Origin of the sequence: Terrabacter aerolatus (assembly GCF_007991735.1) — a bacterium.
In the GTDB taxonomy this organism is placed as follows: Bacteria; Actinomycetota; Actinomycetes; order Actinomycetales; family Dermatophilaceae; genus Terrabacter; species Terrabacter aerolatus.
Map to the genome: position 1 here is coordinate 1 of NZ_BJYX01000010.1, position 16128 is coordinate 16128.

15 protein-coding genes are annotated in these 16128 nt (G+C 72.6%); 3 read left to right on the forward strand and 12 right to left on the reverse strand.

Going from position 1 to position 16128, the window contains the following annotated elements; all coding sequences use genetic code 11:
- Nucleotides 1–110: 110 nt before the first annotated feature.
- The 4 genes from TAE01_RS10655 to TAE01_RS10670 form a co-directional block, all read right to left on the reverse strand.
- A complete protein-coding gene (locus TAE01_RS10655; protein ID WP_147066223.1) occupies nt 111–1904 on the reverse strand; it encodes an LpqB family beta-propeller domain-containing protein in 1794 nt (597 codons plus the stop codon).
- Nucleotides 1901–3640, reverse strand: a complete 1740-nt coding sequence (gene mtrB, locus TAE01_RS10660) for an MtrAB system histidine kinase MtrB (protein ID WP_246111265.1) — start codon at nt 3638–3640, stop codon at nt 1901–1903. Before mtrB ends, TAE01_RS10655 begins: the two co-directional genes overlap by 4 nt.
- A gap of 1 nt (nt 3641) precedes the next feature.
- Nucleotides 3642–4319, reverse strand: a complete 678-nt coding sequence (mtrA, locus tag TAE01_RS10665) for an MtrAB system response regulator MtrA (RefSeq protein WP_222594112.1) — start codon at nt 4317–4319, stop codon at nt 3642–3644.
- 166 nt (nt 4320–4485) lie between these two features.
- Nucleotides 4486–5037 (reverse strand): hypothetical protein, encoded by a 552-nt coding sequence (locus tag TAE01_RS10670; RefSeq protein ID WP_246111266.1) that lies wholly within the window; start codon nt 5035–5037, stop codon nt 4486–4488.
- A 230-nt stretch (nt 5038–5267) separates the two neighbouring features.
- On the opposite strand from TAE01_RS10670, the gene TAE01_RS10675 reads away from it, so the two are divergent.
- Nucleotides 5268–6674 carry a hypothetical protein gene (locus tag TAE01_RS10675; protein ID WP_147066226.1) on the forward strand — a complete coding sequence of 469 codons (1407 nt, stop codon included), beginning with the start codon at nt 5268–5270 and terminating at the stop codon, nt 6672–6674.
- Between the two features lie 100 nt (nt 6675–6774).
- Here the strand turns inward: TAE01_RS10675 and ahcY are convergent, their stop codons facing one another.
- From ahcY to TAE01_RS10710, 7 genes are all read right to left on the reverse strand, one after another.
- Nucleotides 6775–8211 (reverse strand): adenosylhomocysteinase, encoded by a 1437-nt coding sequence (ahcY, locus tag TAE01_RS10680; RefSeq protein ID WP_147066228.1) that lies wholly within the window; start codon nt 8209–8211, stop codon nt 6775–6777.
- Between the two features lie 361 nt (nt 8212–8572).
- Entirely contained in the window at nt 8573–9514 is a 942-nt protein-coding gene (locus tag TAE01_RS10685) for a DUF808 domain-containing protein (protein ID WP_147066230.1), read from the reverse strand.
- 42 nt (nt 9515–9556) lie between these two features.
- Nucleotides 9557–10948, reverse strand: coding sequence for a mycothione reductase (locus tag TAE01_RS10690; protein ID WP_147066232.1), 1392 nt, complete (start codon nt 10946–10948; stop codon nt 9557–9559).
- 94 nt (nt 10949–11042) lie between these two features.
- Nucleotides 11043–12191, reverse strand: coding sequence for an SIS domain-containing protein (locus TAE01_RS10695; protein ID WP_147066234.1), 1149 nt, complete (start codon nt 12189–12191; stop codon nt 11043–11045).
- 5 nt (nt 12192–12196) lie between these two features.
- A complete protein-coding gene (locus tag TAE01_RS10700; protein WP_147066236.1) occupies nt 12197–12436 on the reverse strand; it encodes a Trm112 family protein in 240 nt (79 codons plus the stop codon).
- Entirely contained in the window at nt 12433–13935 is a 1503-nt protein-coding gene (locus TAE01_RS10705; protein ID WP_147066238.1) for a phosphomannomutase/phosphoglucomutase, read from the reverse strand. Before TAE01_RS10705 ends, TAE01_RS10700 begins: the two co-directional genes overlap by 4 nt.
- Before the next feature lie 8 nt (nt 13936–13943).
- On the reverse strand, nt 13944–14336 hold the full coding sequence (locus TAE01_RS10710; protein WP_147066240.1) for a DUF3499 domain-containing protein: 393 nt from the start codon (nt 14334–14336) through the stop codon (nt 13944–13946).
- Between the two features lie 127 nt (nt 14337–14463).
- Here TAE01_RS10710 and TAE01_RS10715 point away from each other — a divergent pair, with 127 nt between their 5' ends.
- The gene (locus TAE01_RS10715) at nt 14464–14898 is read left to right on the forward strand and encodes a metallopeptidase family protein (RefSeq protein ID WP_186815153.1); all 435 of its coding nucleotides are present in this window, start codon (nt 14464–14466) and stop codon (nt 14896–14898) included.
- A gap of 41 nt (nt 14899–14939) precedes the next feature.
- Here TAE01_RS10715 and TAE01_RS10720 read toward each other — a convergent pair whose 3' ends face one another.
- Nucleotides 14940–15272, reverse strand: a complete 333-nt coding sequence (locus TAE01_RS10720) for a helix-turn-helix domain-containing protein (protein WP_147066242.1) — start codon at nt 15270–15272, stop codon at nt 14940–14942.
- A gap of 63 nt (nt 15273–15335) precedes the next feature.
- On the opposite strand from TAE01_RS10720, the gene map reads away from it, so the two are divergent.
- Complete coding sequence (gene map, locus TAE01_RS10725; RefSeq protein ID WP_147066244.1) at nt 15336–16112, forward strand: type I methionyl aminopeptidase; 777 nt, start codon at nt 15336–15338, stop codon at nt 16110–16112.
- The last annotated feature ends 16 nt before the right edge of the window (nt 16113–16128 follow it).

Below are 16128 nucleotides of genomic sequence, written 5' to 3' on the forward strand. Positions count from 1 at the left end.
TCGACATCCCCCCAGCACAGCCCTCCCGACGCTCCGGCGCGACGGTTCGAGCACCGGCTGGGGACGGACGGCCGCCGTGACCGGGGGTGTGGAGACAGCTCGCGGACGGGTCAGCTGCCGGGGACGAGGACGTCGCTGCCGCGCTCGATGAGGGGCCAGTTGGTGCCGGCACGAGCCAGCACCCGCTTGTCGCTCGTGACGATGAGGATGCCCCGCGGGCCGCCGACGGTCGTGATCCGCACCGCGCCGGGAACGGCGTTGAGCCGTCCGATGCCCGGGCGCGTCCCGTCGACGCCCGCCCCGATGGAGGCGAGCCAGGGACGCATCGGGTCCTTCTCCCCGACCTGTCCGAGCACGGCGAAGGTGGCGGGGTCGAGCCAGGTGACGTCCTGGATGCGGGTCAGCGACTGCGCCTGGTCGAGCGGTTCGGCCAGGGACTGCGGCTCGCCGTTCGTGGCGCGCACGATCCCGGTGAGCCCCAGCCGCACGTCCCCCCCGGACCGGTCGGTGGTGATGACGAGCATGCGCGCCGCATCGGGCGACACCGCGAGCGCCGTGACGCGGCGCTGTCCGAGCCAGGGGGTGTCGATCGCCTTGGCCGCCGTCTTCGGGTCGCTCGAGGCGGAGTCGAGGACGAAGACGCGTTCGTCACCCTTGCTGTCGCGTCCGGCGGTCCAGAGGTAGCCGTTGGCGTCGTAGACCGGCTTCGTCAGCGAGGTGGCGAACGGGGGGACGGACCGCGTCTGCTCGGTGGCGCGCCAGATCGACAGCTCGCTCCGGTCGGCCGAGACGGCTGCCACCTGCTTGCCGTCGTCGGACAGCGCGAGGTCGACCCACGTGTCGGGCACCCGGGCGATGTCACCGTCCTTCGGCTTGAGGTCGGGCCGCTTGGAGGCCTGCGTGTCGGGGACGTAGCGCGGGTCGAACCGGCGGATCGCGTCGCCGCTGCGCAGCAGGGCGGTGTCGAAGATGCTCTGCGGCACCGTGTCGTAGCCGAGGTCGGCCGCCGACGACACGGACGTCACCCCGCCCGGCAGCTCGAGCTGGGTGTTGTCGACGGCGAGGGACACCGAGGCCACCGAGGAGACCTGGCTCAGCGTCTTCGTCAGCTGTGCCCACATCGCGGCCCGGTTGGCAGGGTCGGCCGAGAGCGCCTGGCTGCTGAGGTTCACCTGGGCCTTGCCGGCCGTGACGGGGACGGCGTTGACCGCCAGCCGCGTTCCGGTCGGCACGCCCGTGGAGACGGCGCCGGAGAGGTAGGGCGGCACGGCGCTCAGCTGGGCCCGAGCGAGGGTGGTCGCCAGCCGGGTCCCGATGGGGAACCAACGGGCGTCGGGCACGAGGTCGCGCCCGTTGCGGCTGACGTAGTGGATGAAGCGCCTGACGTAGACGCGGTTGAACTGGTCGTTGTCGAGCCACAGCCCGAAGCCGGTGGCCGGGAGCTCGATGCGCCACTCCCCGCCGACCTTCGTCACCCCGAAGGTGACCTTCTCGCGGGTCCCCGGAGGCTGCTCGATGTAGCGGCCGTCGGGTGTCAGGCGGGCCATCCCGGTGGCCGTGACCTGGACGTTGTCGTCCCCGAGCTGCTTGACGGTGAGGTCCCCGTCGTAGACCACGACGTCCTCGCTCGACCATCTCCAGAGGTCGACCGACTGGGGCGCGAGGAAGGACCGCCCCGTGGCGTGCGTCTCGTCGGTGTCCTCACCCGCTCGCAGGAAGCCTCGGACGATGGCCTCCTGGCTCGCGCCGTCGACGGGACCGACGGCCACGACGCGCACGGGCTCGTTGATGACCTCGCCGAGCGGGCGTCCCTCGACGACCGGACCGGTGCCCGGGAGGCCACCGCAGGCCGCGAGCACCGTGGACGCGACGAGGAGCAGCGCCGCGAACCGGCGGGATCTCACGGCGCGCGCTCCACGACGATGCGGCGCAGGCGCAGCGTGTCGTCGTCGGCGGGACGACCGAGTCCGGAGGGTGGGGAGTCGTCGGGGTCGTCGCCGCTGGCCCGCAACCGGGCCGCCTCGCCCGCGAGCGGGCTGAGGGGCAGCGGCGAGCTGGTGATCGTCGCGTCGGCGCGGCGCGGCAGGGTCAGGCGGAAGCACGACCCCTCGCCGCGGGCGCCCCAGGCCTCGAGGCGACCGGCGTGCAGCCGGGCGTCCTCGAGCGCGATGGCAAGTCCGAGGCCGGTCCCGCCGGTCGTGCGCGCGCGGGCCGGGTCGGCGCGCCAGAAGCGCGTGAACACGAGGGCCGCCTCACCGGGTCGGAGGCCGACGCCGTGGTCGCGCACCGTGACGGCGACCGCGGAGTCGTTGGCCCCGATCGTCACCTCGACGGGCTTGCCCTCGCCGTGCTCGATGGCGTTGGCGACGAGGTTGCGCAGGATCCGCTCGATCCGGCGGGAGTCCATGTCCGCGACCACCGGGCTCGTCGGGGCGTTGACGACCAGCTGGGTGCCCTTGCGTGCGGCGAGCGTGCGGTGCGCGTCGACGGCCCGCTCGACGCAGGCACGCAGGTCGCTCGCCTCGACCTCGAGCACCGCCGCCCCGGCGTCGAAGCGGGAGATCTCGAGCAGGTCGCTGAGCAGCGACTCGAAGCGGTCGAGCTCGCCCCGGAGCAGCTCGGCGGACCGCGCGACCGTCGGCTCGAAGTCGCCGCGCGAGTCGTGGATCAGGTCACCGGCCATGCGGATCGTCGTCAGCGGGGTGCGCAGCTCGTGGGAGACGTCCGAGACGAAGCGCTGCTGCACGCGCGAGAGGTTCTCGAGCTGGGCGATCTGCTGCTGGATCGAGGCGGCCATGCCGTTGAACGAGTTGCCGAGACGCGCGAGGTCGTCCTCCCCCTTGGCCCGCATGCGCTCGTTGAGGTTGCCCTCGGCGAAGCGCTCCGCGACCGCCGCGGCCCGGCGCACGGGGTCGGCGACGAGACGCGTCACGACGAAGGCGATGGCGCCGATGAGCAGGATGAGCGCGGCCCCGCCGAAGAGGAACGTCTGCCCGATGAAGCTGATGATCTCGCGCTCACGGTCCATCGGGTAGATGAAGTAGAGGCCGTAGTTGCCGGCCACGGGCAGCTCGACCTTCTGGCCGACGATGACCGCCGAGATGCTGCCGCCGCCCTCGTCGATGGTCGCGACCTGGAGGTGCTGGCGGTCCGGCTGGCCCGCGACCTGCTGGCGCAGCTCGTCGGGGATGAACCGCACCCCGACGCTGCCGCTCTCGATCGGGCCGACGATGAACGGCGAGTTGTTGTTGTCGAACCGCGTCAGGACGACGTAGCGGGTCTCGTTGCCGGCGTCGCGACGGTAGGTGTTGATCAGCGTCGTCGCGAACTGCGTCAGCTTGGCCTGGGTGTCGGTCTGGTCGGTCGAGTCGAACTGGCCCTGTGCGTCGGTCGCGTCACGCAGGCTGTCCTCGGAGGCGATCCGCTGCCGGCTGTCGACGAGTCCCTGGGCGATCGAGCCGTAGAGGTAGGTGCCCACCGCCGTGAGGACGAGGATGCCGAGCAGCATCGTGACGATGACGACGCGAAAGCCCAAGGAGGCCCGCCACAGGTGCAGCACCCGCCGCCAGCCCGCGCGCAGCGGAGCACCGACCCGCGAGGCCACGCCCGCGGGTCCGCTCCCGGCCGCGCGCTCCGTCATCTCAGGACGGACCCGCCTTGTAGCCGACCCCGCGGACGGTCACGACGATCTCGGGCCGTTCCGGGTCGTGCTCGATCTTCGAGCGCAGCCGCTGCACGTGGACGTTGACGAGGCGGGTGTCGCCCGCGTGACGGTAGCCCCAGACCTGCTCGAGCAGCACCTCGCGCGTGAACACCTGCCACGGCTTGCGGGCCAGCGCGACGAGGAGGTCGAACTCGAGCGGGGTCAGCGACAGCGACTCCCCCGCCCGCTTGACCGAGTGTCCGGCCACGTCGATCTCGAGGTCACCGATGGTGAGCCGCTCGGGGGCCGGCTCGTCGCCGCGACGGAGGCGTGCGCGCACCCGGGCGATGAGCTCCTGCGGCTTGAACGGCTTGACGACGTAGTCGTCGGCGCCGGACTCGAGCCCGACGACGACGTCGACCGTGTCGGTGCGGGCCGTCAGCATGACGATGGGCACCCCGCTCTCGGAGCGGATGCGGCGGCAGACCTCCATCCCGTCGAGCCCCGGGAGCATGACGTCGAGCAGCACGAGGTCGGGCCGCGACTCGCGGAAGGCGGCCACCGCCTCGGAGCCGTCGGCCACGTGCGTGACCTCGAGCCCCTCGTTGCGCAGCACGATCCCGAGCATCTCGGCGAGTGCGAGGTCGTCGTCGACGACCAGTACCCGACCCTTCACGTCAGACTCCTTCCCGAGGCCGCGGATCACGCGCCCCGTATGTCCTGACCAAATCATCACACACGCCTGACCGACCGCTGACGCTCATCGGCCCACACCGGCACCCGTGGCCGGGTGACGGCGGGCCGTCCTCGCCGGCGTGGTCGTGAGTCTCAGGCGGCCGGGCTCAGCCCTGCGTGACGTACCACTTGCCGCCGATCTTGGCGGCCTTGAAGCTCGCGACGACGTCGGCGGCCAGGGCCGGCTCGGTCGTGACGCTCTCGAAAGTGGCCTGGTCGCCCTTGACGGTGGCCCCGCTGATCTTGAGCCCCTTGAACGCCGCGCCGAGCTCCTTGATCTGGTCGAGCATCGGCGTGATCGTCTTGCCGCAGGCCGCAGCGGCCCCGGGAATGCTCGAGATGGCCTTGCCTCCCGTGGCCATGAGCCCGCAGACCGTGTTGCCGTCGCCCGCCACCATGGACTCGAGCCACGAGGTCATGACCGACTCGGGCGTCGACTGGTCGACCGGTCCGACGGTGGCCGCGCCCGTGCTCGCTCCGGTGTCGTCGGTCGTCGCGGCCGACATCGAGTCGGTCGGGGTCGTCGCGCCCGAGCCCGCCGACGAGCCCGCCGACGAGCCTGCCGAGGTCGGTGTCGCCGTCGGGTCGACGGACTTCGAGCAGGCGGCGAGCGAGGCGGAGAGCGCCAGTGCCAGTGCACCGGCCAGGAGCTTGTTCATGGAGGGTCCCTGCCAGACGGTGAGCGGTGAGTCCTCCGATCCTCCCACGGCGCCCGGCGTCGCGACCGGCTGAGGCCGCCCTGCACCGGTCGGCGATCAGAAGGCGGGAATCGGGGCGAATCGCCCGAAACGCCCCGATGCTCATGGTCGCGCGGCATGATCTGCAGGTGAGGAGCGATACCCGGGATCGTGCCGCGCCCGTCCCGGAGCCGGCCGGCGCCGAGCGGCCGGTGGCTGACCGAGCCTCCGGGCTGCCGCTGCTGCTGCGTCAGGCGCTGCCCGGCCTCGTCGTCCTCTTCGCGGTGCTGCGCGCGGCCCGGCCCGTCAGCGACCCCGACACGTTCTGGCACCTCGCGGCCGGTGACCACCTGCGCGAGACGTGGTCGTTCAGCGGCACCGATCCCTTCAGCACCATGTCGACGCAGCCGTGGCGGCTGCACGAGTGGCTGCCGGAGCTCGTCATGAGCCTGACCCAACAGACCTTCGGGCTCGCCGGCGTCTCGTGGCTGCTGCCCGTGGGCGTCGCCGCGATCGCGCTCTGCCTGTGGCTCGTGCTGCGCCGTGAGGCACCCCTGCTCGTCACGACGCTCGTCCTCGTCGTCGCGCTCGTGGCCATGAGCGGCAGCCTGTCGCTGCGCCCGCACCTCGTGTCGTTCGCCTGCGCCACCGTGACGACCGGTGCGTGGCTGGCCATGCGCCGCGACGGCCGCCCCCGCTGGTGGCTCGTCCCGCTGACATGGGCCTGGGCGTGCAGCCACGGGATGTGGTTCGTCGGCGTGGCCGTCGGGGTCGTCGCGGTGGTCGGCCTCGTCCTCGACGGTGCCGCCCGAGGACGTTCGGCGATGCGCCTGGCCCTCATCCCGCTGGCGTCGCTCGTCGCCGCCGCGCTGACGCCGGTGGGTCCCCAGCTGCTGGCTGCGCCCTTCGCCGTGCGGGAGTACGCCCAGTTCGTCGCGGAGTGGCGCTCCCCGGCGCTGACCGACGTCCCGTTCGTCGCGTTCCTCGTCTGCGCTGCCGTGACCCTGCTCGTCTGGTCGCGCGAGCGCCGCACCACGCCGTGGACCGAGATCCTCCTCATGGGGCTCGCGGTCGGCTTCGCCCTGCTCTACGTGCGCACCATCGCTGTTGGCGCCGCCGTCGTCGCCCCGCTCGCGGCGCTCACCGTCGCCCGGGTCGCGAGGCTGCCTCGTGAGCCTGTGGCGCGACGCGAGGTGGCCCTGACCCTCGGTCTCGCGGCGGCGGCGCTCGCCGTCGCCGGCCTGCTCGCGCCGTCCCGTGGCGCGCAGCCGGGCTTCGGTCCCGACGACCTCGACCGTCAGATCGCCGCGCTGCCGGCGGGGACGGTGCTGTGCAACGACTACGGCATCGGCGGATGGCTCATCTGGAGGCATCCCAACGTCCGCCCGGCCATCGACGGTCGCACGGAGGTGTATGCCGTGTCCTACGTCGACGCCTACCTGACCTTCCAGGACGCAGCGCCCGGCTGGCAGTCCTACCTCGGCCGGACCGGCTGCCGCTGGGCGCTGCTCCCCACGGACCTGCCCGTCTCCGACGCGCTCGTCCGGCAGTCCCGCTGGACCGTGACGGCGCGGGACTCGAGCTACCTGCTGCTGCGTGCTCCCGCCGCCGCGGGCTGAGTCCTCCCGCCCGGGAACGACGTATGCCGTCCCCCTCGCGAGGGGGACGGCATACGTTCTCGTGCTCCTGGCCCGTGGGCGACGGCCGACGGGGAACGGATCAGTAGCGGTAGTGCTCCGGCTTGTAGGGGCCGGCGACGTCGACGCCGAGGTACTCGGCCTGACCCTTGGTCAGCTCGGTGAGCCGGACGCCGAGGGCGTCGAGGTGCAGGCGGGCGACCTTCTCGTCGAGGTGCTTCGGCAGGGTGTAGACCTGCTTGGCGTAGTCGCCGGTCTTCGTGAAGAGCTCGATCTGGGCGATCGTCTGGTTGCTGAAGCTGTTGCTCATGACGAAGCTCGGGTGGCCGGTGGCGTTGCCGAGGTTCATCAGGCGCCCCTCTGACAGGACGATGATCGAGCTGCCCGAGGTGAAGGTCCACTCGTGGACCTGCGGCTTGATCTCGGTCTTCTGGATGCCCGGGACGCGACCGAGGCCGGCCATGTCGATCTCGTTGTCGAAGTGACCGATGTTGGCGACGATGGCCTTGTTCTTCATCTTCGTCATGTGCTCGGCCGTGATGACGTCGTAGCAGCCGGTCGTCGTGATGAAGATGTCGGCGGTCTCGACGACGTCCTCGAGGCGGGCGACCTGGAAGCCCTCCATGGCGGCCTGCAGCGCGCAGATCGGGTCGATCTCGGTGACGATGACGCGAGCGCCCTGGCCGCGGAGCGACTCGGCGCAGCCCTTGCCCACGTCGCCGTAGCCGGCGACGACGGCGACCTTGCCGCCGATGAGGACGTCGGTGGCGCGGTTGAGACCGTCGATGAGCGAGTGGCGGCAGCCGTAGGTGTTGTCGAACTTGCTCTTGGTCACCGCGTCGTTGACGTTGATGGCCGGGAAGAGCAGCTCGCCGGCCTCGGCCAGCTGGTAGAGGCGGTGGACACCGGTCGTGGTCTCCTCGGTGACGCCCTTGATGCCGGCGGCGACCGTCGTCCACTTCTGCGGGTCGGTGGCCAGCGTCTGGCGCACGAGCTCCTTGAAGACGCCGAACTCCTCGGAGTCCTCGTCGGTGGTGGGCGGGACCTGGCCGGCCTGCTCCCACTCGCGGCCCTTGTGGACGAGCATCGTGGCGTCGCCGCCGTCGTCGAGGATCATGTTCGGGCCCTCACCGCCGGGCCAGGTGAGGATCTGGTCGGTGCACCACCAGTACTCGGGCAGGGTCTCGCCCTTCCAGGCGAAGACGGGAACGCCCTGCAGGTCGTCGGCGGAGCCCTTCGGGCCCACGACGACGGCCGCGGCGGCCTCGTCCTGCGTCGAGTAGATGTTGCAGGAGGCCCAGCGGACCTCGGCGCCGAGCGCGGTGAGGGTCTCGATGAGCACGGCCGTCTGGACGGTCATGTGCAGCGAGCCGGCGATGCGGGCGCCCTTGAGCGGCTGGCTCGCGGCGTACTCCTCGCGGATCGCCATGAGGCCGGGCATCTCGTGCTCGGCGAGTCGGAGCTGGTGTCGGCCGGCCTCGGCGAGGCTCAGGTCGGCAACCTTGTAGTCGAAGGACATGAGTGATCGTTTCCTTTGATCGTCGGTGTGCAGACCCGGCGCGCCCCTCTGGGCTCTCGTGGCGGGTCATCACCCACGCCGGCAGTCGCCCAGTCTAGCCGCGGGAGGGCGTCGTCCTCGAATGCCGTGTCGAACCTGCGTCGCCACGCCCACTCCGCCCCGACGGAGTAGTGGCAGTCACCGGACCCGAACCGCCACCACTACTCCGCCCCGGCGGAGTAGTGGCGGTCACCGGACCCGAACCGCCACCTCAAGCCCGCCCCGGCGGAGTTGAGGCAGCTGCCGCCCCGAGGCCTCCTCGGCGACTCCACGATCGGTCAGCACACGGCATACGCCACACGGCCGGCTCGAGCCGAGCGGTTCAGTGCGCCGCCGCGCCCTCGTCGGGCTTGGCGCGGCGCGGGAGGACGTGCAGGACGGCGACGACGAGCCCGCCCACGACGAGCCCGACCAGGGCCGAGGCGAGGGTGTTGACGACCCACGCGAGGAAGCCGCCGACGCCGCCGACGCCCGAGACGCCCTCCTCGAGGTGGTGCACGAGGTCGTAGAGGGCGTGCCAGCCCAGCTCGTCGACGCCGACGAGCAGGATGTGCCCACCGACCCACAGCATCGCGGCGATGCCGACGGTCGACAGGACGGAGAGCAGCTTCGGCATGCCCTTGACGAGGCCCCGACCGACCCGCTGCGAGGTGCCTGACTCGCGCCCGGCGAGGTGCAGCCCGACGTCGTCCATCTTGACGATGAGACCCACGACGCCGTAGACGAGCGCCGTGATGAGCAGGGCGACGATGACGAGGATGATGAGGCGCGCCAGGAACGGCTCGGTGTCGACCTCGTTCAGGGCGATGACCATGATCTCCGCGGACAGGATGAAGTCGGTGCGGACGGCCCCCGTCACGACCGCGTTCTCGTCGACCTCCCCGACCTCGGCCTGCTCCTCGCGGTGGCCCGAGACGATCTCCCAGACCTTCTCGGCGCCCTCGTAGGCGAGGTAGGTGCCACCGAGCATGAGGATCGGCGTCAGCAGCCACGGCACGAACTGGCTGAGCACCATGATGACCGGCAGGATGACGAGCAGCTTGTTGCGCAGCGAGCCGAGGGCGATCCGCTTGATGATCGGCAGCTCGCGCTCGGGAGCGAGGCCCTGGACGTACCGCGGGGTCACGGCGGTGTCGTCGACGACGACGCCGGTGGCCTTGACGCTGGCCCTGGCCGCGGCGGCGCCCACGTCGTCGACCGACGCCGCCGCGAGCTTCACGAGCGCCGCGACGTCGTCGAGTAGGGCTACCAGTCCGCCTGCCATGGCGTCATCCTAGGGCGGTCTGGGAGTCCGCTGGGAACGCGCTCAGGCGGGGGCGTCGAGCTCCAGGCCGAGCAGGGCGTTCTCGACGACCTCGGCGAGCGCCGGGTGGATCCAGTACTGCCCCCGGGCGAGGTCGCGCACCGGGGTGCCGAACGCCATCCCCTGCACGAGCGGCTGGATGAGCGTCGTCGCCTGTGGCCCCATGAGGTGGGCGCCGAGCAGCAGGCCGGTGGTCGGGTCCGCGACGAGCTTGCAGACGCTCGTCGTGTCCTCCATGGCCCAGCCGTATGCCGTGTCGCCGTAGGCCTGCACCTTGGTGACGTGCGCGCGCCCCTGGTCGATGCACTCGGCCTCGGTGAGGCCGACGGTGGCGATCTGGGGGTGGCTGAAGACGCCCGACGGCACGTGCTCGAGCGGCAGCCGGCGCAGGTCGTCGGGGTGCACGAGGTTGTGGGCGATGGTCCGCGCCTCGGCGTTGGCGACGTGCTTGAGCTGGTAGGGCGCGCTGACGTCACCGAGGGCCCACACGCCGGGGGCGCTCGTGCGGCCGTGCTCGTCGACCTCGATGCGTCCGTCGTCGAGCAGGCGCAGGCCGCCGGCCTCGACACCGAGGTCGGCGGTGCTGGGCCGGCGTCCCGTCGCCACGAGCAGCAGGTCGGCGTCGACCACGGCACTGCTGTCGAGGTGGAGGCGCACGCCGGCCCCTCCGCTGCCGGGCTCGACGCGGGCGACGGTGGCGCCGGTGCGCACGTCCCACTGCTCCCGCGCGAGGTCGGTGAACCGCTGCGCGATGTCGGTGTCCAGGTGGCGCAGCAGGGTCGAGGACCGTGCCACGACCGTGACGTGCACGCCGAACGAGGCGAAGACGTGCGCCATCTCGGCCGCGATGAAGCCGCCACCGAGGATCGCGAGCCGTTCGGGCAGCGCGTCGATGCGCATGATCGTGTCGGAGGTGTGGAACGGCACCCCGGACTCCGTGACGACCTCGGGCACGACGGGGTGGGCGCCGGCCGCCACGACGACCTGGTCGGCCGTCAGCGTCTGCTGCCCGCCGTCCGCGAGGTCGACCGTGAGCGTGCGGTCGCCGGTGAAGCGCGCGTGACCGAGGAGCGCCGTCGTGTTGGGCCCGTCGGCTCGCCAGCGACGCCCGCCCTCGGAGATGGGGTCGATGCGACCGAAGACGCGGTCGCGCACGTCGGCCCAGCGCACCCCGTCGAGGGTCGCGTCGACGCCGTAGCGACCGGCCTCGCGCACGTCCCGCGCCATGTCGGCCGCGTAGACGAACACCTTGGTCGGGATGCAGCCGACGTTGAGGCAGGTGCCGCCGAAGGTCCCGCCCTCGATCACGGCGACGCGCTTGTCGTCGAAGTCGGGCGTCACGAGCGAGTTGCCCGAGCCGCTCCCGATGATGGCGAGGTCGAAGTGCTGGGTCACGCTCGCAGCCTACGTCGGCGCTCCCCGCCCACCCGGGACGGGGCCGCGGGCTCACGTCGTGGTCCCACGGCACACGACCGTCGGGCCGGAGGCCTCACGCCCCGCGCGCACCCCGCAGGAGGCGGACGTGCGGCGAGGTGGCCGGGTCGAAGTCGAAGCCGAGGGCGAGGTAGGTCGCGGCGAAGTCGGTCAGGGCCACGTGGTGCGCGAGGCGCAGCAGCGGGTCGGCCGCCGGGGCGTCGACGAGCGACACCCGGACCCCGGCGTCCTCGGCGACGGAGACGACGGTGTCGGCGAGCTCGTGCCCGTCGCCGGCCGAGGTGTCGCGCAGCATGATGAGGCGCAACGGCAGCCGGCTCGGGCCGTCGACGAAGGGGTCGGCGAAGATGTCGTCGTTGCCGCCCCCGCCCGACTGACCGGGGGCCAGCGGTCCGTCGAAGCACGCCACGATCTGGCTCGCCGCATCGGGCAGACAGCCGTGGGCCACCGGGACGCGGCCCGTGCGCCCGAACATCGCAGCGGCTCGGCGCGCCGTGACGTCACCGAAGGGCCCCTCCCCGAGGACGATCGGGGTCGACTCGGCCAGCTCGGTCGCGAGGATCTTGGCCGGGTTGACGAACGACTCGGACGACGGGCGCGCGTCGGTGGCGACGCGGTCGAGCAGGTCGGCGAGCTCGGTCAACGTCGCGTGGCTGACCGAGGCGATGCCCATGGCGTCGGCGGCGAGCAGCGCCGGGGTGGCCTGGGCCCACACCGAGGTGCGCGACGACGAACCCCCCACGTCGATGGGGACGTGGACCCCGTGCGCCCGGGCGCACACGTCGGCGAGCGGGGACCCCGCGGCCCCGACCGTGACGAGGAACGCGCCACGACGGGCGGCCTCCGCGGCGAGGGCGAGGGTCCCGGCCGCCCGGCCGGACTGCGACACGGCGATGACGACGTCGAGCGCCCCCACCCACCCCGGCAGCGATCCGGAGGAGCAGCTCTGGACCGGGAGCGCAGCGGCGCCGCGCGAGACGGCCTCGAAGAGGTCGGCGACGGCGACGGACCCGCCTGCGGCCGCGACGACGACGCCACGCGGCTCGACGTCACGCAACCGGTCGAGTCCGGCCTCCCCCGCGGCCGCCATGGTCCGCCGCACCTGGGCGCCGGCTCCCGCGAGGGCGCGGAGCGTGTCGCTGGAGTCGAGGGAGCTCAGGGCGCCCTCGTCGTCGAGGCGGGCTTCGTCGAACACGGCGCCCACCGGAATCAGCTGTCGGTGCGGCGGGCGAGGTCGACGAGGAGGACCGGGACCCCGTTCTCGACCGGGTAGGCGAGGTGGCAGGTGTCGCAGCGCAGCTCGGTCACCGACGTGCCTGCGGACGAGGCGCCGGCAGCGGCGGCGGCGTCATCGCCGGCGTGGGTCGCGTCGATCACCTCGCCCTTGCACTGCGGGCAGCGGATGATCCCGCGCAGCCACGGCTCGATCGTCTGCTGGCTCTGGTTCACGAAGCGTCTCCTGCGTCCTGGGCGGCGGCGGGGCCGCCCTCGTGGGGTGGTGCGGTGGCGCCGTCGGCGCCCGACCGGATGAGGGCGAGCAGCTCGTCGCGCACGTCCTGCATCGTCTCACGGTCGGCTGCCTCGACGTTGAGGCGCAGGAGCGGCTCGGTGTTGGAGGCGCGCACGTTGAACCACCACATCGGCGCCTCGCCCGCGGGACTGCTCACGGTGAGCCCGTCGAGCACGTCGGTCGTGGCGCCGCGGACCTGCGCCCAGGCGCGGACCTGCTCGACGACCGCGGCCTGGTCGGTCACCGTCGAGTTGATCTCACCCGACGCGACGTAACGCTCGTACTCGGCGCACAGCTCGGACAGCGGGGCCGGCTGCTCGCCGAGGGCGGCCAGCACGTGCATCGCCGCGAGCATCCCGGTGTCGGCGAACCAGAAGTCGCGGAAGTAGTAGTGCGCGGAGTGCTCCCCACCGAACACCGCTCCGGCGCGGGCCATCTCGGCCTTGATGAACGAGTGCCCGACGCGCGTGCGCACCGGCGTGGCATCGGCCTCGAGGACGATCTCGCGCACCGCGGCACTCGTGATGACGTTGTGCACGATCGACACCGTGGTGTCGCCGCCGGCCCGGGCCCGGTCGATCTCCCGGACCGCGACGAGGCCGGTGACGGCGCTCGGCGAGACCGGCTCCCCGTCGGCGTCGACGACGAAGCAGCGGTCGGCGTCGCCGTCGAAGGCGAGACCGATGTCGGCGCCGTGCTCGCGGACCGCGGCCTGGAGGTCGACGAGGTTGGCCGGGTCGAGGGGGTTGGCCTCGTGGTTCGGGAACGTGCCGTCGAGCTCGAAGTAGAGGGGCACGATCTCCAGCGGCAGCTCCGGCAGGCCGGCGCCCGTCCCGAGCACCGCGGGGACCGTGTGGCCGCCCATGCCGTTGCCGGCGTCGACGACGACCTTGAGCGGACGCGAGCCGGAGAGGTCGACGAGGCCACGCAGGAAGGCGGCGTAGTCGCCGAGCAGGTCGCGGGTCGTGACGGAACCGGGTCCGCCGGCGGGCAGGGCCAGGCCGGTGCCTCCGCCGAGCATCCACTGGGCGAGGTCGCGGATCTCGGCCAGACCCGAGTCCTGGCCCACGGGCCGTGCCGCAGAACGGCAGAGCTTGATGCCGTTGTACTGCGCCGGGTTGTGGCTGGCCGTGAACATGGCGCCGGGGAGGTCGAGCGCACCGCTGGCGTAGTAGAGCCCGTCCGTCGAGCAGAGCCCGATGAGCGTCACGTCGACGCCACGGGAGGTCACGCCTGCGGCGAAGGCCGCGGAGAGCTCCGGCGAGCTGGGACGCATGTCGTGGCCGATGACGACGCCGTCGGACCCGTCGGGCACCGCGACCACCTCGGCGAACGCGGCACCGATGGAGTGGGCCACCTCGGGCGAGAGCTGGTCCGGGACGAGTCCACGCACGTCGTAGGCCTTGACGAAGTCTGCGAGGTGGGGCACGCCGAACACCCTAGTGGTCAGGAGTCCTTGAGGATGCGCAGGTGTCCGCGACGGCCGGACTCCACGGCGCCGGAGTCGGCCTCGGCGCTCGCCTGCCCACGCGAGGTCGTGCGGGTCTCGGCCGGCCGGCTCGCCCGTGGGCGGCCCGCCTCGCGCACGGCGTCCGCCAGGGCGAGCAGGTCGTCGGCCGCCAGGGCGGGCTCGGGGAACTCCCCACCCACGCGCACGACCTCCCAGCCACGGGGAGCCGTCATGCGCTCCGCGTGCTCGAGGCACAGGTCGTAGGTGTGCGGCTCGGCGTAGGTCGCGAGCGGCCCCACGACGACGGCGCGGTCGGCATACGCATACGTCAGGGTTGCGACGGCGGGACGGGCGCATCCCGTCTTCGAGCAACCACGTGTCAGACCCACGATCCGGGACTCTAGCCCGCCCTCCGGACATGGACGAATCACCACGCCGTCCCAGCACGAGATGACCGCCGGCGTATGCCGTCCGCGGCGGCGGCGTGGATCGTGGCGGCCGATCTAGAGTGGGCTCGTGGACACCGCCTCCCCCCGCAGCTCCGGGCGTCGCCGACCGCGTGACCGGCACGGTCGCGGCCGTCGCGGACCGCTGGCCTGGCCGCCGGTCCCGGCGATGGTCTCGCGCCGTGACGAGTTCGACGGGTTCGTCCTCGACGCGGCTGCCCGCCTCGAGGCGACGTGTGGGCGCGCCTTCCCGGCCGTGGAGTTCGCGGTCGAGGACGTACCCCGCGGCCCGGCCCCGTGGGACCACCGCGAGGTGCCGCTCGGCCGGCTCTTCCCGGCGACGAGCGCCCGTCCGGCCCGGATCGTCGTCTACCGGCGACCGGTCGAGACCCGGGTCACCGACCGGCGCGACGTGGCCGCTCTCGTCGCCGACATCGTGACCGAGCAGGTCGCGGGGCTGCTCGGGGTGTCCCCCGAGGAGCTCGACCCCGGTTTCGGGGAGTGAGCCTCCGGCCACCGTGCGCCAGATGACGTCCCGGGGCGGCCCTAGGACGCGAGGTCGCCGACCCGACCGGGCGCGTCGGTCCTGCGGTCGTTACGCCGGCGGCTCCTGCGCTCGGCGCCGGCCTCGGCCCCGTGCACGTTGACCTCGGCCCACACCGCATCGAGCGAGAGCCCCAGCACGTCGGCGATGGCGGCGATCGTGGGGAAGGCGGGGGTCGCGACCCGGCCCGACTCGATCTTGCGGAGGGTCTCGGGTGAGACCCCGGCGTCGAGCGCGGTCTCCAGCATCGAGCGCTCCCCTCTGGCGCGACGCAGGAGCGCCCCGAGACGCTGCCCGCGGGCCAGCTCGGCGGGGGTGAGCGGAAGCCTGACCATGCAGCGGATTCTAGCTCACCGGGATAACATTGCCGGGATAGTTATTGGACGAGAGAGGCCAGCATGATCGAGATCCTGAACCCGACCGAGCTGGGTCGGGCGCGCGAGGCCGGCGCGCTCGTCGCCGCGATCCTGCAGACCCTGAGGAGCCGGAGCGCGGTCGGCACCAACCTGCTCGAGCTCGACCACTGGGCGAGGGAGATGATCGCCGACGCGGGGGCGCTGTCCTGCTACGTCGACTACGCGCCCTCGTTCGGCAGTGGCCCCTTCGGCCACCACGTCTGCACGTCGGTCAACGACGCGGTGCTGCACGGCCTCCCCCACGACCGCACGCTCGCCGACGGCGACCTGCTCTCGCTCGACCTCGCGGTCTCCCTGCGGGGCGTCGTCGCCGACTCGGCGATCAGCTTCGTCGTGGGCAGCTCGAGGCCCACGGGGAGCACCGAGATGATCGAGGCCACCGAGCAGGCTCTCGCCGCGGGCATCGCGGCCGCCCGACCGGGTGCGCACGTCGGCGACATCTCCCACGCCATCGGCAGCGTCCTGACGGCGGCGGGCTACGCCGTCAACACGGAGTTCGGCGGCCACGGCATCGGGTCGAGCATGCACCAGGACCCGCACGTGTCGAACACAGGTCGCCCTGGCCGCGGCTACCGGCTGCGGCCCGGCCTCCTGCTCGCCCTGGAGCCCTGGGTCATGGCTGACACGGCCGAGCTCGTGACGGACGCGGACGGGTGGACCCTGCGCAGCGCGACCGGCTGCCTGACGGCCCACAGCGAGCACACCGTCGCCATCACCGAGGACGGCGCAGAGGTCCTGACGCAGCCTGCCACCACCTGACGGCACCGGCCCACCC